This is a genomic window from Rhodococcus sp. KBW08 (assembly GCF_003852455.1).
GTDB classification, from domain to species: Bacteria; Actinomycetota; Actinomycetes; order Mycobacteriales; family Mycobacteriaceae; genus Rhodococcus_F; species Rhodococcus_F baikonurensis.
The window spans coordinates 233,031-250,619 of sequence record NZ_QAJJ01000018.1 but is presented as its reverse complement, the minus strand read 5'-3'; the positions used below and the strand labels follow the sequence as shown (position 1 = coordinate 250,619).

General features: G+C 62.5%; 17 protein-coding genes and 2 tRNA genes. 7 read left to right on the top strand and 12 right to left on the bottom strand.

Annotated features, from left to right (window positions below):
- Window positions 1-28 precede the first annotated feature (28 nt).
- The 5 genes from clpX to DBV08_RS24945 all read right to left on the bottom strand — a co-directional run bounded on the left by clpX (window position 29) and on the right by DBV08_RS24945 (window position 4,745).
- Window positions 29-1,309, bottom strand: a complete 1,281-nt coding sequence (clpX, locus tag DBV08_RS24965) for an ATP-dependent Clp protease ATP-binding subunit ClpX (RefSeq protein WP_003944582.1) — start codon at window positions 1,307-1,309, stop codon at window positions 29-31.
- A 359-nt stretch (window positions 1,310-1,668) separates the two neighbouring features.
- Entirely contained in the window at window positions 1,669-2,331 is a 663-nt protein-coding gene (locus tag DBV08_RS24960; RefSeq protein WP_003944539.1) for an ATP-dependent Clp protease proteolytic subunit, read from the bottom strand.
- A gap of 48 nt (window positions 2,332-2,379) precedes the next feature.
- Window positions 2,380-2,967, bottom strand: a complete 588-nt coding sequence (locus tag DBV08_RS24955) for an ATP-dependent Clp protease proteolytic subunit (RefSeq protein ID WP_007730960.1) — start codon at window positions 2,965-2,967, stop codon at window positions 2,380-2,382.
- Between the two features lie 216 nt (window positions 2,968-3,183).
- Window positions 3,184-4,557: a trigger factor gene (tig, locus tag DBV08_RS24950; protein ID WP_095969716.1), complete on the bottom strand. Its 1,374-nt coding sequence runs from the start codon at window positions 4,555-4,557 to the stop codon at window positions 3,184-3,186.
- Window positions 4,558-4,671: 114 nt separating this feature from the next.
- Window positions 4,672-4,745 (bottom strand) — tRNA-Pro (locus tag DBV08_RS24945).
- Between the two features lie 407 nt (window positions 4,746-5,152).
- Here DBV08_RS24945 and DBV08_RS24940 point away from each other — a divergent pair.
- A tRNA-Gly gene (locus DBV08_RS24940) sits at window positions 5,153-5,226 on the top strand.
- A 193-nt stretch (window positions 5,227-5,419) separates the two neighbouring features.
- On the top strand, window positions 5,420-6,208 hold the full coding sequence (locus DBV08_RS24935) for a DUF1542 domain-containing protein (RefSeq protein ID WP_124569433.1): 789 nt from the start codon (window positions 5,420-5,422) through the stop codon (window positions 6,206-6,208).
- Here DBV08_RS24935 and DBV08_RS24930 read toward each other — a convergent pair.
- Together DBV08_RS24930 and DBV08_RS24925 are read right to left on the bottom strand one after the other, a co-directional pair.
- Window positions 6,205-7,002: an Fpg/Nei family DNA glycosylase gene (locus DBV08_RS24930; RefSeq protein ID WP_124569223.1), complete on the bottom strand. Its 798-nt coding sequence runs from the start codon at window positions 7,000-7,002 to the stop codon at window positions 6,205-6,207. The two genes, DBV08_RS24935 and DBV08_RS24930, sit on opposite strands and share 4 nt — an antisense overlap.
- 15 nt (window positions 7,003-7,017) lie before the next feature.
- Window positions 7,018-7,491 carry a ribose-5-phosphate isomerase gene (locus DBV08_RS24925; protein WP_095969714.1) on the bottom strand — a complete coding sequence of 158 codons (474 nt, stop codon included), beginning with the start codon at window positions 7,489-7,491 and terminating at the stop codon, window positions 7,018-7,020.
- 100 nt (window positions 7,492-7,591) lie between these two features.
- Here DBV08_RS24925 and DBV08_RS24920 point away from each other — a divergent pair, with 100 nt between their 5' ends.
- A complete protein-coding gene (locus tag DBV08_RS24920; RefSeq protein WP_095969977.1) occupies window positions 7,592-8,470 on the top strand; it encodes a M48 family metallopeptidase in 879 nt (292 codons plus the stop codon).
- Here the strand turns inward: DBV08_RS24920 and DBV08_RS24915 are convergent.
- On the bottom strand, window positions 8,458-9,081 hold the full coding sequence (locus DBV08_RS24915; RefSeq protein ID WP_003944541.1) for a DsbA family protein: 624 nt from the start codon (window positions 9,079-9,081) through the stop codon (window positions 8,458-8,460). The genes DBV08_RS24920 and DBV08_RS24915 overlap by 13 nt on opposite strands.
- A 166-nt stretch (window positions 9,082-9,247) precedes the next feature.
- Between DBV08_RS24915 and DBV08_RS24910 the strand changes: the two genes are divergently transcribed.
- Together DBV08_RS24910 and pepN are read left to right on the top strand one after the other, a co-directional pair.
- A complete protein-coding gene (locus DBV08_RS24910) occupies window positions 9,248-10,483 on the top strand; it encodes an NAD(P)/FAD-dependent oxidoreductase (protein ID WP_124569222.1) in 1,236 nt (411 codons plus the stop codon).
- Window positions 10,484-10,548: 65 nt separating this feature from the next.
- Complete coding sequence (gene pepN / locus DBV08_RS24905; protein WP_124569221.1) at window positions 10,549-13,128, top strand: aminopeptidase N; 2,580 nt, start codon at window positions 10,549-10,551, stop codon at window positions 13,126-13,128.
- 59 nt (window positions 13,129-13,187) lie between these two features.
- On the opposite strand, the gene DBV08_RS24900 is transcribed toward pepN, so the two are convergent.
- The 3 genes from DBV08_RS24900 to DBV08_RS24890 form a co-directional block, all read right to left on the bottom strand.
- On the bottom strand, window positions 13,188-13,667 hold the full coding sequence (locus DBV08_RS24900) for a DUF5130 domain-containing protein (RefSeq protein ID WP_095969711.1): 480 nt from the start codon (window positions 13,665-13,667) through the stop codon (window positions 13,188-13,190).
- On the bottom strand, window positions 13,654-13,917 hold the full coding sequence (locus DBV08_RS24895; RefSeq protein ID WP_007730943.1) for a hypothetical protein: 264 nt from the start codon (window positions 13,915-13,917) through the stop codon (window positions 13,654-13,656). The genes DBV08_RS24900 and DBV08_RS24895 overlap by 14 nt, the downstream gene beginning before the upstream one ends.
- Before the next feature lie 146 nt (window positions 13,918-14,063).
- Window positions 14,064-14,762 carry an HNH endonuclease gene (locus tag DBV08_RS24890; RefSeq protein WP_172436519.1) on the bottom strand — a complete coding sequence of 233 codons (699 nt, stop codon included), beginning with the start codon at window positions 14,760-14,762 and terminating at the stop codon, window positions 14,064-14,066.
- Between the two features lie 182 nt (window positions 14,763-14,944).
- Between DBV08_RS24890 and DBV08_RS24885 the strand changes: the two genes are divergently transcribed.
- A complete protein-coding gene (locus tag DBV08_RS24885; RefSeq protein ID WP_003944464.1) occupies window positions 14,945-15,352 on the top strand; it encodes a globin in 408 nt (135 codons plus the stop codon).
- Window positions 15,353-15,356: 4 nt separating this feature from the next.
- Here DBV08_RS24885 and DBV08_RS24880 read toward each other — a convergent pair whose 3' ends face one another.
- On the bottom strand, window positions 15,357-15,746 hold the full coding sequence (locus DBV08_RS24880; protein WP_260395744.1) for a cupin domain-containing protein: 390 nt from the start codon (window positions 15,744-15,746) through the stop codon (window positions 15,357-15,359).
- Window positions 15,747-15,954: 208 nt separating this feature from the next.
- On the opposite strand from DBV08_RS24880, the gene DBV08_RS24875 reads away from it, so the two are divergent.
- Entirely contained in the window at window positions 15,955-17,553 is a 1,599-nt protein-coding gene (locus DBV08_RS24875) for a glycoside hydrolase family 13 protein (protein ID WP_124569219.1), read from the top strand.
- Window positions 17,554-17,589 lie beyond the last annotated feature (36 nt).

Here is a 17,589-nt window from a genome sequence, read left to right as displayed (position 1 = left end):
ATGCCGGGCCACAGTCGTTTTGAAGTTTCTACGCCGTCTTGTCGCGGCGCTCGCCACGTTCCGGCTTACGCGGAACGATGGTCGGAAGTACGTTGTCGTTGACGGTCTCCGCGGTGACGACCACCTTTTCGACGTCGTCACGGCTGGGGATGTCGTACATCACGGGAAGAAGAACCTCTTCCATGATGGCGCGCAGGCCACGAGCACCGGTTCCACGCAAGATCGCCTGATCGGCGATCGCATCCAGAGCCTCTTCGGTGAACTCGAGTTCGACGCCGTCCATGTCGAAGAGACGACGGTACTGCTTGACGAGAGCGTTCTTGGGCTCCGACAAGATCTGAACCAGCGATTCCTTGTCGAGGTTGGTCACCGACGCGATCATCGGCAGTCGGCCGATGAACTCCGGAATCAGACCGAACTTGATCAAATCCTCCGGCATGACCTCGGCGAAACGATCGACCGTATCCAGTTCGGCCTTCGACCGAACCTCGGCACCGAATCCGATACCGCGCTTGCCGACGCGATCGGAGACGATCCGCTCGAGACCGGCGAACGCGCCCGCTACGATGAACAGCACGTTCGTGGTGTCGATCTGAATGAATTCCTGGTGCGGATGCTTACGACCGCCCTGCGGCGGGACGCTCGCCTGCGTACCTTCGAGGATCTTCAGCAACGCCTGCTGAACACCTTCGCCGGACACGTCACGCGTGATCGACGGGTTCTCGCTCTTACGCGCGATCTTGTCGACCTCGTCGATGTAGATGATTCCGGTCTCGGCGCGCTTGACGTCGTAGTCGGCAGCCTGAATCAGCTTGAGCAGAATGTTCTCCACGTCCTCGCCGACATAGCCGGCCTCGGTCAACGCCGTCGCATCGGCGATGGCAAACGGGACGTTGAGCATCTTCGCGAGAGTCTGAGCGAGGTACGTCTTGCCACAGCCGGTGGGGCCGAGCATCAAGATGTTGGATTTTGCGAGCTCAACCGTCTCACCCCGCGCATCACGGCCCTTGTCTCCGGCCTGAATGCGCTTGTAGTGGTTGTAGACGGCGACGGCCAGCGTCCGCTTGGCGGAGTCCTGACCGATGACGTAGTTCTCGAGGAATTCTCGGATCTCCGCAGGCTTGGGAAGCTCGTCGAGTTTTACCTCGCTCGACTCGGCCAATTCCTCTTCGATGATCTCGTTGCAGAGGTCGATGCACTCGTCGCAGATGTACACCCCGGGTCCTGCAATGAGCTTTTTGACCTGCTTCTGACTCTTACCGCAGAAAGAGCACTTGAGCAGATCCCCGCCGTCGCCGATGCGTGCCATCTCGTGAGGTCCCTACTTTCCATCATGTACGTGCACTCGCCGCCACTCGATCGGCCGAGACGCTCCGCAGTACGTCGGTAGTTGTCAGATCGGTAGTTGTCAGATCAGACAAACTGATCAACAAACTGATCGAACAAATCTGGTCGAACAATCGCAGAACGCCGGTCGAGAACCAGCCCGTGAAGTGACGGTACCCGCAGATCCCGAACGGGGTCGACCTGTTCCCGGCGTTTCGCCTGCGGATAAAAAAGAAAAGAGCCGAGATTTCAGCCTGGCGAGCGCTCCACCAGGCACTTCTCGACGTGTCCGCCTCGTGTCGGGAATCGCGATACAGATCCTCGACACGAGGCGGAAATCGACTACTTCTGTGCGCTGAGCTTCCGGTAAGCCAGCACGTCGTCGATGATGCCGTACTCCTTGGCCTGCTCGGCCGTGAGGATCTTGTCGCGATCGGTGTCGACGCGGATGGTCTCCGGATCCTTACCGGTGTGCAGCGACAGCGTGCTCTCCATGAGCCGACGCATACGCTCGATCTCCGCAGCCTGGATCTCCAGATCGGAAACCTGACCCTGGATGCCGCCCGTGGCCGGCTGGTGAATCAGAATGCGCGAGTTGGGAAGCGCGAAGCGCTTGCCCGGCGTACCACCGGCGAGAAGCACAGCAGCTGCCGAAGCAGCCTGACCGAGGCAGACAGTGGAGATGTCGGCACGGACGTACTGCATCGTGTCGTAGATCGCCATCAGCGCGGTGAACGAACCACCGGGCGAGTTGATGTACATGGTGATGTCGCGGTCCGGATCCTGCGATTCGAGAACCAGCAACTGGGCCATGAGGTCGTTGGCGGAGACGTCGTCGACCTGCGAGCCGAGGAAGATGATGCGCTCCTCGAACAGCTTGTTGTACGGGTCGGACGTCTTGACGCCATAGCTGGTCTGCTCCGTGAACTGGGGCAGGATGTAACGCGATTGGGGGCCCGACGGCGCCTGGCCGCCCAGCGAGTTAGCTCCGAAAAGATTGGTCATCAGTTCTCCAAAGTATGAATTGGGCAGCGAAAGGATGGACGAACCGGCTCAGTTGCCGGTGCCGCCGGCCTGATTCGCACGGGAGACGACGTGGTCGACGAAGCCGTACTCGAGAGCTTCCTTCGCCGTGAACCAACGGTCACGGTCGGAGTCCGCGGTGATCTGCTCGACCGTCTGGCCGGTGTGCTGAGCGATCAGCTCGGCCATCTCGCGCTTGGTGTGCTTGAACTGCTCGGCCATGATCGCGATGTCACTGGCGGAACCACCGATACCGGCGGACGGCTGGTGCATCATGATGCGAGCGTGCGGCAGTGCGTAACGCTTGCCCTTGGTGCCTGCCGAGAGCAGGAACTGACCCATCGACGCCGCAAGGCCCATGCCGAAGGTGGCGATGTCGCACTCGGCGAACTGCATCGTGTCGAAGATCGCCATACCTGCGGTCACGGATCCACCGGGCGAGTTGATGTAGAGCGAGATGTCTCGCGTCGGGTCCTCGGCCGAGAGCAGCAGGATCTGTGCGCACAGCTTGTTGGCGATGTCGTCGTCGACCTGGGTACCGAGGAAAATGATGCGCTCTCGCAGCAAGCGCTCGTACACCGAGTCGCTGAGGTTCAACCCAGCGGTCGCTGAAGTCATGGCGGGACTCTGCAAAGTCTCCAGGTGATTGGAAGTCACGGTACCTGCCTTCTATGTGGATCTACTTGTGCGGTGGATCGTCTATGCGAAACACTTCTACTGACACAGACAGTAACGAAGTAGGGCGGCACCGGAGTCCCGGTGCCGCCCTACTTCGCTCAAAGCGGAAAACTCAGTGCAGTCGATCGTGGTGAAAACACCCGCCCGCCTGCGTTTTTACTTGTCTTCGCTCTCGGCGGAATCAGACGCATCCGCTTCGGTTTCGTCCTCGCTGCTGCCGAACAGTTCAGCGGTGTCGACGACTGCGCCGGAGGTGTCCTTGACACCGGCCGACTCGACGACGGACGCGAGAGCCTTGCCACGACGGACGTCTGCGAAGACGGCGCCGAGCTGGTTTGCCTGCTGGATCTGCTGGATGAACTGCTCGGGAGCCATGCCGTAACGCTGCGCCTGGAACAGGATGCGCTCGGTGAGCTCGTCCTGACCGACGGTGACGTTGCCCGCATCGGCGATCGAGTCGAGCAAGAGCTGCGTCTTGACGGAGCGCTCAGCGGCTTCCTGTGCATCCTTGTCGAACTCTTCGCGGCTGCTGCCCTGCTCTTCGAGGAGCTTGTTCAGTGCCTCTTCGTCGTGATCGAGACCGTGAACGGCGTCGTGCAGTGCAGCGTCGACCTCAGCCTTGACAACGGCCTCCGGCAACGGAACCTCGACGGTCTCGAGCAGCTGCTCGAGAACCTTGTCGCGGATCTGACCGGCCTGCTCGACCTTGCGGACGCGTGCGACGCGCTCACGGAGGTCAGCCTTCAGTTCTTCCAGGGTGTCGAACTCGCTGGCGAGCTGAGCGAACTCGTCGTCCTCAGCCGGAAGCTCGCGCTCCTTGACCGTCTGCACGGTCACGGTGACAACAGCTTCCTTGCCCGCGTACTCGCCGGCGACCAGCGTCGACGTGAAGTCCTTGGACTCCCCCGCCTTGAGGCCGACGATGGCTTCGTCGAGGCCCTCGATGAGCTGGCCCGATCCGACCTCGTGCGACAGTCCGCTCGCGGTTGCCTCGGCAACGTTCTCGCCGTCGACGGTGGCCGACAGGTCGATCGAGACGAAGTCGCCGTCCTCGACTGCGCGGTCGACGCCGGTGAGGGTGCCGAAACGCTGACGCAGCGAAAGCAGCTGCTCTTCGATGGCTTCGTCGGTGATCTCGATCGGATCGACCTCGACGTTGATGGAGCTGAAGTCGGGAAGCTCGATCTCGGGGCGCACGTCGACCTCGGCGGTGAACTCGAGGAGCTCGCCGTCTTCGATCTTGGTGACCTCGATCTCGGGCTGGCCGATGGCCTTCACGCCGGCGCTGGTGACAGCCTCGGAGTAACGCGAAGGCAGAGCGTCGTTGACAACCTGCTCGAGCACTGCGCCGCGACCGACACGTGCTTCGAGGAGTCGGGCCGGAGCCTTACCGGGGCGGAAGCCGGGGAGACGAATCTGCTGCGCGAGGGCCTTGTAGGCCTTGTCGAAATCAGACTTGAGTTCCGCGAAGGGCACCTCAACGTTGATACGGACTCGCGTCGGGCTGAGCTGCTCGACGGTGCTCTTCACGAAACTTCGCTCCTTCGTCTGGTCTTGCTCACAACTTGTGTTGAATCGGTACTGCTGTCTGGCGCGGCACTCCACTCCCGTACTTGCTGGAGGTGAGTGCCATGTACGTACTTGTCGGGATGACAGGATTTGAACCTGCGACCCTCCGCTCCCAAAGCGGATGCGCTACCAAGCTGCGCTACATCCCGTTTCCGATCACATGAAACACACGATACGGCCATCCGAGGCCACAAAGACAGCGGGCCACAAAGGCAGCCACCATCGGTGACCGCGCACAACCCTATCGCGCTCACTACTCTCTCACGAACCCGACCGCCGTTTGTACACGGCCCGGCTGTCCGCCCCCGCAAGTATGTCATCCAACTATGTCATCCACCGCCGCCACATACAGCCTTGCCTGAACCGTGATGCGAGCCGGAATCAGAGGCCGGGCCGGAAGGAAAAGACACCCCGACTCGCCGGGCAAATCGAAATTCCCCAGGTGAACGACGGTCTCGAACTTCTCCGACCCCCCGATTATGAAATCCGGTGGGGCATTGGGTACAGTTTCGTATCGCAGACGACGAACACGGCGATCCCGAGTTGTCGTATGCACGGGGATGTAGCTCAATGGTAGAGCCTCAGTCTTCCAAACTGATCACGCGGGTTCGATTCCCGTCATCCCCTCCATCAGGAGGGAAACTCCACAAAAATCCGCACCGGCCCAGCCGGTGCGGATTTTTTGTGTTCAGACTTTGCCCGCTCAGACCACTCCCCTGCAGTCCGTATCCTGGAGTTGTCCGGATCGATTCTGCTCGGGAGGCCACTCGTGACCACGATTCTTCTCATACTCGTCATTCTGGCCGTAGTCGTATTTCTGGTCATGAAAAGCCAGCAACGCGGTTCCGGCCACAGCGCAACGCAACTCGACGACGCGAAAGCCGATGCCCGGCAGGCGATCGAACGCCTCGGCGGTCAGGTCTACAACCTGACCGGCAGTGACGACGCGTCGCGCCAAGCCCTCGCCGACGCGGCCGAACGATACAACGCCGCAGGCTCGCAGATCGATCAGGCCGCAACGCCGGTGCAGGCACGTCTCGCGAAACAGACTGCACTGGAAGGGCTTTACTACATCCGCGCGGCACGGGTGGCGATGGGCATGGATCCGGGACCGGACGTTCCTTCCATCGACGGACAGAAGGCCGCGGGTTCGGTCACCGAAGATCGCGAGGTGGAATTCGAGGGCCGCAAGGTCGCCGCATCACCCAATCCGTCGTCGCACACACCCAACTACTACCCCGGCGGCCGAGTCGCAGGACGCCCGGTCCCGGCCGGCTGGTACTCCGAGCCGTGGTGGAAGCCTGCCCTCGTCGCCGGGGCGTGGGGTCTGGGTTCGATGATGCTGTTCTCGACCATGTTCTCCGGAATGGCCGGGGTTCCTTACAGCGCAGAAGCTTTCGCGCAGGGTGGCGATACGGGAGCCGGCGGTGACTCCGGAGACCAGGGTGACTCCGGCGACTCGGGAGATCAGGGTATGGACGCCGGTGACTCCGGCGCGGACCAAGGAAGTATCGACAACACCGATTTCACCGCAGACGGCGGAGGCGGCGACTACGGGGACTTCGGAGGCGGCGATTTCGGCGGTGGGGACTTCGGCGGCTTCGACTTCTAAGCCGACTGACACACCGGGCACCAGAACAGGTTTCGCGCCTCCATGACGGAATGCAGGATCGGCGTGCCGCACACGCGGCACGGCGATCCTGCTCTTCTGTAGACGTAGGTCCGCGGACGATCCTTCGCGTACGCCGGATCTCCGTTGTCGTGCTCGGCGCGAACGACGTGCATCTTCCCGCGCCTGACACCGACTTTCATCAACTCGACAAGATCTGCCCACATGGCAGTCCATTCGTCGTGAGAGAGAAGATTCCCCGGTCGTTCAGGGTTGATTCCGTGACGAAAGAGAAGTTCGGCGCGGTAGACGTTGCCGACACCCGCCAGGACCGCCTGGTCCATGAGCAGCGCGCCGATCGCCTTCTTGGACTTGGAGATTCGCAACCAGGCTTTCTCCGGATTCGAGTCGCGGCGCAACGGGTCCGGCCCGAGTCTCGCCTCGATCGCGGCGACCTGAGGGGGCAGCAGGACTTCGCAGGCAGTGGGACCACGAAGGTCGGTGCCGAAATCGGCACCGACCATTCGCATCCGGACCTGGCCTACCGGTTCTTCCATCGGTAGGGCGGAGTCGGTGAACTTTCCGTACAGCCCGAGGTGTACGTGAACTGTCAATCCGTTGTCATAGGTGTGCCAGAGGTGCTTTCCCCAGGCATCCGAGGACGTGAGTACGTGTCCGTCCACCAACCGCGCGTCCTCGGCGAATCTGCCTTGCGGACTGAGGACGCGGACCGGTGAACCGACGAACTTGCGGGCATGCAACCGTGCCAGCCGATGCAGGGTATGACCTTCAGGCACGGAACAACTTTCGAATCAGGCTTGCGGCAGAGCCGGTGCGACGCCGGTCTTCTCGTACTCGGACAGGATGTCGATACGACGCTGGTGGCGCTCTTCACCCGACCATGCGGTGGCGAGGAAAGCGTCGACGATGGCAAGCGACTCCTCGAGGGAATGCATACGTCCGCCGATGCCGATCAGCTGAGCGTTGTTGTGCTCGCGGGCCAGCTTCGCCGTTTCGACGCTCCAGGCGAGGGCGCACCGTGCGCCGGGGACCTTGTTCGCTGCGATCTGCTCGCCGTTGCCACTGCCGCCCAGGACGATTCCCAGGCTGCCTTCGTCCGCAACGACGCGCTTTGCGGCTTCGATGCAGAATGCCGGGTAGTCGTCCACGGCGTCGTACTCGTGAGCACCACAGTCGACGGCCTCGTGGCCGTTCGCTTTCAGGTGTTCGATGATCTCGTTCTTACGTTCGAATCCGGCATGGTCGGCACCCAGGTATACGCGCATGGCGACAATTCTCTCAGGCCCGACCAGCCGGGCGCACCCGGGTCGACGTCACACTTTCAGGAACACGCATCACCGCGCGAGCGCACCTATCGTGGTGCCCATGTACCCCGTCAACGGCCAGGCCGCTGCACCTGCCGTTCGTGTGTCACCGGGCAGTGACGCCGTTCGCCACCCGTGGGAAATTCCGCTACTCGTGCTCGCGGTGCTGACGACGGTCGTCACTTATGTGGTGGCGATCGTCCTGATCGCTGCGGGTGATCTGTCGACATGGATCCTCGTGGTGCTCGCGGCTCCGATCCTGCTGTTCCTCGCGCGAGGTCAGCTGTACGGATCGCAACAGGTCAACGGAATCAAGATGACGCCTTCACAATTTCCGGAGGGGTATCGGCTGGTTGCCGAGGCTGCGGCACGGTTCGGCATGCAAACTCCGCCGGATGCCTACGTCGTGCTGGGGAACGGACGGATCAACGCGTTTGCGTCGGGGCACGGATTTCGCCGTTTCGTCGTCGTCTACAGCGACCTGTTCGAAGTCGGTGGGCAGGCTCGCGAGCCCGATGCGCTCGCATTCATCATCGGCCACGAGGTCGGCCACATCGCTGCTGGGCATGCGTCGTACTGGCGTCAGTGGGGACAGTTCGCGTCGAACTACATTCCGGTGATCGGGTCTTCGCTGTCTCGTTCCATGGAGTACACGGCAGACAACTTCGGTTTCCACATGCGCCCCCAGGGAGCACCGGGCGCCATGGGTGTCCTCGGCGCCGGAAAGTATCTCGTGGGTCTGGTCGGGTTCGACGAACTGGCCGATCGCGCGACACTCGAATCCGGTTTCTTCCCGTGGTTCGTCAACATCTTGTCGTCACATCCGGTGCTGACCTGGCGTGCGGCCGCGCTTCGCAACCGCACGCACTCAGGGCATCTGTTCTTCCGGCCCGGTCAGCTCTACCGAAATCCGGCGCTCACTGCCGCTCAGTCGAACTGAGGATCCTCGTTGCGGGTCCGCTTGAGCTCGAAGAAGTGGGGGTAACCGGCCAGCGCGACAGCGCCGTCCCACACCTTGCCTGCATCCTCGCCGCGCGGGATGCGTGACAGCACGGGACCGAAGAACGCCACGCCGTTGACATGGATCGTCGGGGTTCCGACGTCGGGTCCGACGGCGTCCATACCCTTGTGGTGGCTCTCACGCAGTGCCTCGTCGTACTTGTCGGTGTCGGCAGCTTCGGCCAATTCAGGGGGCAGGCCCACCTCGGCGAGGGACGACTTGATGACGTCGGCGAAATCTTTGTTTCCCTCGTTGTGAATCTTCGTACCCATGGCCGTGTACAGCGGCAGCAGGATCTCGTCACCCTTCAGCTGCGCTGCAGCGATAGCGACGCGGACCGGGCCCCAGGCCTTGGTCATCATCTCGCGGTACTCGTCGGGAAGGTCGCGGCCCTCGTTGAGAACCGCAAGGCTCATCACGTGGAACTTGGCCTCGATGTCGCGTACCTGCTGGGCTTCGAGAATCCAGCGCGAGGTGATCCAGCACCACGGGCAGAGCGGGTCGAACCAGAAGTCAGCAGTGTCCGTGGTCTTGCTCGAGGTTGCGCTCACGAAGAAACTCCCTATCAGTTCATGTCGGTCAGGTCATATCAGTTCGGGGACATACTCCCGTTCTGCCAACAATCATGAACCCGCAATCCTTCCCGCGCTTTCCCCCGAACTACCTTCCGATCGCAGTAGTGTCGAAAAGAAACGAGTACGAAGGAGTGGTTCAGTAATGAGCACCAACCGGAGATTCGTGATCGTCGGCGGCGGGCTCGCGGGCGCAAAGATCGCAGAAGCCCTGCGTGACAGAGATTTCGACGGTGAGATCACCGTTTTGAGTGAAGAAGACCACCTCCCGTACGAGCGGCCGCCACTGTCGAAGGAGTTCTTCGCGGGCAAGAAGACACTCCCCGAATTCACCGTCCACGACGGCGAGTGGTTCCGCGACCATCACATCGATCTTCGTCCGGGAACGACGGCAACGGCCATCAACCCCGCTGCGCACACCGTGTCACTTCCGGACGGTTCCACGATCAGCTACGACAAGCTCGCCTTGGCCACCGGTTCACGTTCGCGGCGCCTCGACATCCCGGGGTCCGACGCCGAAGGCGTTCACTACGTACGAACAGTCGATCAGGCCGCTGCGCTGCTGCGCACCCTGGCCGCCGACAAGAAGCTCGTCGTGATCGGTGCCGGCTGGATCGGTCTCGAAATTGCCGCGTCGGCCCGCGGTTTCGACGTCGAGGTCACCGTGCTCGAACATGCCGGCCTTCCGCTCGAATCGACCCTCGGCCCGGAAATGGGTGAGGTCTTCGCCGCTCTGCACCGCCAGAACGGCGTCGACTTGCGCACCGGCACGGACGTCAGCGCAATCTCTGTCGACGGCGATCACGCCTCGGGCGTCACTTTGAGCGACGGCACCGTGATTCCGGCCGACGCCGTGTTGATCGCTGTCGGCGCGTTGCCGAACACCGAGTTGGCGTCGGAGGCGGGTATCGACGTCGACAACGGCGTTCTCGTCGATGCCGGTCTGCAGAGTAGCGACCCGGACATCGTCGCAGTGGGCGACATCGCGGCCGCACAGCATCCGATTCTGAATTCACGAATTCGGGTGGAGCACTGGGCAAACGCGCTCAACCAGCCTGAGACGGCCGCAGACACCATGTTGGGGCGGCCTGCCGAGTACGTGCGCATGCCGTATTTCTTCACCGACCAGTACGACCTCGGGATGGAATACGTGGGTCACGCACCGCACGGCGGCTACTCCCGTGTGGTCACTCGCGGCGACGTCGACAAGCGCGAGTTCCTGGCATTCTGGCTCGATTCCGCGAACAAGGTGCTCGCCGGCATGAACGTGAACATCTGGGATGCCGGTGACGCCATCAAGGAATTGGTCGCGTCTTCAGGCCCCGTCGATCCGGAGCGTTTGGCCGATCCGGAGATTCCGCTGGCAGAAGTGTCCGCTTGAGTGCAGTCGTTCTCTTCGTGATGGGATGGACGTAATAGATCCGCACCATCTACGAGGAGATCTTTGTGGTCGCACCTAACCTGACACGCGAAACCGCAGCGCAACGGTCGGCAATCCTGACCGTCCAGAACTACCTGATCGAACTCGATCTCACCGACGGCAACGACGCACCCGGCGAGGAGACGTTCTCCTCGAAGACCACCGTCACGTTCACGGCGACGGCAGGCGCAAGCAGCTTCATCGACATCGTCGCGGCCCGAGTCCATTCCGCGGTCCTCAACGGCACCGCGCTCGACGTCTCCGACTACGACGAGTCGACGGGTATCAGCCTGCCCGACCTCGCTGCCGACAACGAACTGGTCATCGAGGCCGATTGCATCTACTCCCACACCGGCGAGGGGCTGCACCGATTCGTCGACCCGACCGATGACGCCGTCTATCTCTATTCACAGTTCGAGACGGCCGACGCCAAGCGCATGTTCGCGTGCTTCGATCAGCCCGATCTGAAGGCCACGTTCGACGTCCGCGTCACCGCTCCCACGTCGTGGAAGGTCATCTCCAACTCCGCTGTCGTCGAGACCCTCGCCGCCGATCCCGGCCAGCACGTCTTCCGGACCACCCCGAAGATGAGCACGTACCTGGTGGCGCTCATCGCCGGTCCCTACGCGCAGTGGACCGACAACTACTCCGACGAGCACGGCGACATCCCCCTCGGAATCTTCTGCCGCTCTTCGCTGGCCGAGTTCATGGACGAGGAGCGGCTCTTCACCGAGACCAAGCAGGGATTCGACTTCTACCACCGCAACTTCGGTGTTCCCTATGCCTTCGGCAAGTACGACCAGCTCTTCGTCCCCGAATTCAATGCGGGCGCGATGGAGAATGCCGGCGCCGTGACCTTCCTGGAGGACTACGTCTTCCGCTCCAAGGTGACCCGCTACTCGTACGAGCGTCGTGCCGAGACGGTCCTGCACGAAATGGCGCACATGTGGTTCGGAGACCTCGTCACGATGGCGTGGTGGGACGACCTGTGGCTCAACGAGTCGTTCGCGACCTTCGCTTCGGTCCTATGCCAGACGGAAGCGACCGAGTACACGAACGCGTGGACGACGTTCGCCAACGTCGAGAAGTCGTGGGCATACCGCCAGGATCAGTTGCCGTCGACGCACCCGATTGCCGCGGACATTCCGGACCTGGCCGCCGTCGAGGTCAACTTCGACGGCATCACCTACGCCAAGGGCGCCAGCGTACTCAAGCAGTTGGTCGCCTACGTCGGACTCGAGCCGTTCCTCGCCGGACTACGTGAGTACTTCCGTGAGCACGCATTCGGAAACGCAACCTTCGACGATCTGCTGGGCTCACTCGAAAAGTCTTCGGGCCGTGACCTTTCCGACTGGGGTCGACAGTGGCTCAAGACCACCGGCCTCAACATCCTGCGACCCGACTTCGACGTCGACGCAGACGGAAAGTTCACCCGCTTCGCCGTCCTGCAGGACGGTGCCGCCCCCGGCGCCGGGGAGCGTCGAATCCACCGGATCGCCATCGGCATCTACGACGACGTCGACGGCAAGTTGGTGCGAAGCCATCGCGTCGAACTCGACCTCGATGCTGTGGAGAGCACGGATGTCCCCGAACTTGTCGGCGTCGCCCGCGGTGCACTCGTGTTGGTCAACGACGACGATCTCACCTACGGCTCCGTGCGACTCGATCCCGAATCGTTGGCGACCGCGATCGAGCGAGTCGGCGACATCACCGAGTCACTCCCCCGCACCTTGGTCTGGTCGGCGGCGTGGGAAATGACCCGTCAGGCCGAACTGAAGGCACGCGACTTCGTCGCACTGGTCGAGCGCGGCATCAGTTCGGAGACCGAAGTCGGTGTGGTGCAACGTCTCTTGCTCCAGGCCCAGACCGCCATCGGCTCCTACGCAGACCCTGCCTGGGCCGAGGCCGAAGGCGCGGCGAGCTTCGCCAATCGGTTGCTCGAACTCGCACGTGAGGCAGAGGCCGGGTCCGACCACCAGCTGGCATTCGTCAACGCACTCACCGGCGCCGCACTCTCCCCGTGGCACACCGAGGTTCTGCGCGAATTGCTCGACGCCGATCCCTCCACCGTTGGGCTCGACGGCCTGATCGTCGACACGGACCTACGCTGGCGCATCGTCGGGGCACTCGCAGCTGCCGGTGAGATCGACGCCGAAGGAACTGCAACTCCGTTCATCGACGCCGAAGCCCAGCGTGACCCGACCGCGGCGGGCGCTCGTCAAGCCGCGGCTGCCGCGGCCGGACGTCCGCAGGCCGCTGTCAAGGAAGAGGTCTGGGCGAAGGTCGTCGGCGACGACTCGGTGCCCAACATCACCGCGCGATCCATCATCGGCGGGTTTGCTCGCGAAGGCCAGGACGAATTGCTCGAACCCTTCGTCTCCCGCTACTTCGCCGACATCGCGGCAGTGTGGGAACGACGCTCGAGCGAAGTGGCACAGACGGTTGTCATCGGGCTGTACCCGTCGTGGTCGATCTCTGCAGAATCCATCGCGGCCGCAGACCGATTCCTCGAAGGCGACATCCCTCCCGCGCTGCGTCGTCTGGTCGTCGAAGGCCAGGCCGGTGTGGTTCGTTCGCTCGCCGCACGAAAGTTCGACGCGAGCTGACATGCGAAAGGCCGGTGCCCGCGTCNNGACGCGGGCACCGGCCTTTGTCCGACAAAAAGCTACGGCGCTGAGATTGCGGCTGCCATAACGCGGATTGCGCTGATCAGTCCGTCGATCAGATTGCCTTCGCTGAACGATGCGACAGCTGCGGTTGCCCCGAGCTGGGTAACGCGATCAGTGACCCGATCGGCGATTGCCCGCCCGCTGCGTACCTCGACGGTGCGCTGGTTGGGCGAGACAGCGATCAGCACGGAACGCTCGGCTTCGGGCGTGGTCGGGAACAGTGCGTCGGCACCCGCTGCCGGATCGGAACCGAGATCACCGATGTAAGCGTTGAATCGCACCTTGGTGGCGCGCGTCGCTTCGGTCATCGCGACGTCGAGCGCGACCAGATCCCTGGTCTCGAACGGAAGATCGTCGGTGAACGGCTCGCCGATGCGGTGCACACCGGAAACACGTCCGCTGGACGTGACGACGCTGCCGACCGGCAGGTCCTCGGGCGCTACTGCGAGCGCGGTCGAATGATCACCACTTGCCACTTGCGGACCCTCCGATCAGATCAGCCGAACCGGCTTCGATTGCGTGCGCACTGCCGTGATGGCCACCGCGAACGGTGACTTCGTCGACAGCACTCCACAGCACGGGAGCGTGATCCCACGACTCACCGAGATGGAACGCCGGCGGAACCGGTCCCGGCGTCTTCTTCCCGAGGAAGGACGCAGCCGCGAAGAACGCGGTGATCAAGGCCGGAATCCCAACGTATATCAGTACTACCTCGAGAATGCTCACACCAGATAACGTAGCCCAGAACGCCAGGAAGGAAAGCGTCAGGGCCACAAATTCTCGGGCAATTTCGTTTCGGTGACGACAGAACGCGGCTCAGGCTGCGCCCACGCCGACACATAGCTCAGGCTGCGCCCACGCCGACACATAGCTCAGGCTGCGCCCACGCCGAGATACGGCATCCACGCCGGATGCAATTCCTTGGTCGCCGCGAGCAGACGCCAGTGCGGGCCGGACGGCGGAACCAGTTCCGCACGGAGAGTCCATCCGAGTTCGCTGAGCATCTTGTCTGCCTTGCGGTGATTGCAGGGGGCACAGCACGCGACGCAGTTCTCCCACGAATGCCCGCCACCTCTGCTGCGAGGAACGACGTGGTCGATGGTTTCGGCTTTGGCTCCGCAGTACGCACATCGGAAGTGGTCACGATGCATCAGTGCGGCACGAGTCATGGGGATACGGGCGCGATACGGAACGCGCACGTAGGTGCGCAATCGAATGACCGAGGGAACCTGCACCGACCAGTCCGCAGAATGGACTACCGGGCCTTGTTCGTCCTCGTGGACAGTATCGGCCTTGCCGCAGGCCATCAGTACGACCGCGCGCCGGGCAGGAAGGGCGGTCAGCGGTTCGTACGTGACGTTGAGCAGTAGCACCCGACGTTTTACCCACTCGGGCACTACGCGATCGGGAGGGAACATCTCGAGGTGAGAACGTTCTTCGGAAAAGAGTGGGTCGGCAGTGTGCGCGAACCCGTCAGGAACAACTTCCAGAACAGCCCCTAACGCGTGGTCGTTCCGCGCGCTAGTGGGCTGGAGTTGTCGGTGATTGCGTGCAGCATGTCGGTTCTTCATACGACCTCCGGGAGACTGCCCCCAAGTTGACCACGGATGATCGCGTTACGCACTCCCATTTCGAACAAAATTGCCAGGACGGCCGGTGAATTTCCGGTGAATGGGTACGCAGTCCGACCCGATACCACCGTCGTCGACCCGGAAACCGACCACTACGGCCGTCAGGCACAATGGAAGTTGCCATGAATGACGTACAGCACGACGTGCAGCAGACCTTCTACGACGCCGTCGGCGGAGCCGAGACGTTTCACAAGCTCACCGCGCGATTCTACGAAGAAGTCGCGAAGGACGAGGTTGTGCGCCCGCTCTACCCCGAGGCCGATCTCGGCCCGGCCGAGCGGCGGATGCGGATGTTCCTCGAGCAGTACTGGGGCGGGCCGCACACGTACTCGGAGGAGCGTGGACACCCGCGTCTGCGGATGCGCCACAATCCATTCGTGATCGGCCCGATCGAGCGTGATGCGTGGCTGCGGTGCATGCACGTCGCCATCGCGTCCATCGACGAGAAGACTCTGAGCCCGGTGCACCGAAAGCAGTTGATCGACTACATGGAGATGGCTGCCGCGTCCATGGTCAACTCCGCCATCTGACCGTTTACTTCGCCTTCGGCCTGAACACGCGCGCGACCCGACGAGCTGCTCGTACCCCGAACGACACCGTGGGATGCAGGGGTGAACTCAAGATTGCATGCTTGCGCACGTACTCTTCGACCTCCCACTCCGACCAGCTGCCCGCACGAAAAAGTGCGGCATCGCCGACTCCGAGGGTTCGCTTCGCGATTCCGTCGGCCTGAACGGTGACCGAACCTTCGATGATGTGCACGATTTCGTCCGCGTGGAAGTACCAGCGAAAGCGCCCCTTCGTGCAATCCCAGACGTGCGTGGTCGTGGTTCCGTCTTTACTCACCGACCACTGCGCCGAGCGCGCAACCGGTGTGCCGGAGATTATCCAGTCCCGGTTGATCGGATCCTCGTCGAGTGACACGTGATCCAAATTAACCGCTTCGATTGCCGACAAAGTCAAGGCCAAGCCCCCTTGGTTGAATTCTCGATACTTCTCCCCCGGCAGTAACACCAAAGTTGCCACATGGCATCACCGCGTCAATGCAAAGTACACCAAGGCTAGGTAAAGAGTCACGCTTTTGCCGTGTCCAAGTCGTGAGAGTGCCGGACGTTTGGCACTATGAACTGCTGTGAGCACCCCCGCGGATTCGTCCTCTGTAAGCCGGCCAGAAGCCCCGTGGTGGAACGAGGCTGTCTTCTATCAGATCTATCCGCGTTCCTTTGCCGATTCGGGCAGCGACGGTATCGGCGACCTCGGCGGAGTCGAGGAGAAACTCGGCTACCTCGAACTGCTCGGCATCGACGCGATCTGGTTGAGCCCGGTGATGAAGTCACCGATGGCAGACCACGGCTACGACGTCTCGGATCCTCGCGACATCGATCCCCTGTTCGGTGATCTGGCGACGATGGATTCGCTGATCACGTCAGCCCACGAACGCGGAATCAAGGTCACCATGGACCTGGTCCCGAACCACACGAGTGATCAGCACGAGTGGTTCAAGGCTGCCCTGGCGTCGGCGCCCGGTTCTGCGGAGCGATCCCGCTACATCTTCCGAGACGGCAAAGGTGAGAACGGCAACGAACCACCGAACAACTGGCCGAGCATCTTCGGCGGCCCGGCGTGGACCCGCGTCACCGAAGCCGACGGAACACCCGGCCAGTGGTACCTGCACATCTTCGCCAAGGAACAGCCAGACCTGAACTGGGACAACCCCGAAGTCTTCGACGACCTCGCCAAGACTCTGCGCTTCTGGCTCGAGCGCGGAATCGACGGATTTCGCATCGACGTGGCTCACGGAATGGCCAAGCCCGACGGTTTGCCGGACCACGACTGGGAGCTCAACGAGCTCATGCGCAATTCCGACGACGACCCACGGTTCAACAACCCGGCAGTTCACGAAATCCACCGCGGCATCCGCAAGGTCATGGACGAGTTCCCGGAGGCGATGACCGTCGGTGAAATCTGGGTGAAGGACAACCAGAAGTTCGGCGAATACATCCGGCCGGACGAGCTGCATCTCGGATTCAACTTCCGGCTTGCAGAAACCGAATTCTCGGCCGAGTCCGTCCGAGAGGCCGTGGAGAACTCCCTCGCGGCCGTCGCAGAGGTCGGGGGTGTGCCCACGTGGACACTGTCGAATCACGACGTCGAACGTGAAGTCACGCGCTACGGCGGGGGCGAGATCGGAACGCAACGCGCACGGGCGATGATCCTCGTCGAGTTGGCGCTTCCGGGCGCGAGCTTCATTTACAACGGAGCCGAACTCGGCCTGCCGAACGTCGACCTGCCCGACGACGCACTACAGGACCCGGTCTGGGAACGATCCGGACGTGCCGAGCGAGGACGCGACGGCTGCCGAGTGCCCCTCCCCTGGGAAGGAACCGAGCCGCCCTTCGGATTCACCACCGGTGCGAGTACCTGGTTGCCGATGCCGGCCGAGTGGTCGACGCTCACCGTGGAGGCTCAGATCGAGGACGTCGACTCGATGCTTTCGCTGTATCGCGCCGCCCTCGAACTTCGTAGCGCCAGGCCGGAGTTTTCCGGCACCGACATCGATTGGTACGGCAGTCCCCCCGGCTGCCTCGCTTTCCGTCGACGCGGCGGTCTGATCTGTGCTCTCAACACCACGGAGGTGCCGATCGCACTGCCGAGCGGGCAGCTGCTGTTGAGCAGCGCACCACTCGTCGACGGTCAGTTGCCCGTCAACGCTGCGGCGTGGCTGATCTGACCGAACACTCTCGCACGTCGTCAGGCGGCGGCCCCA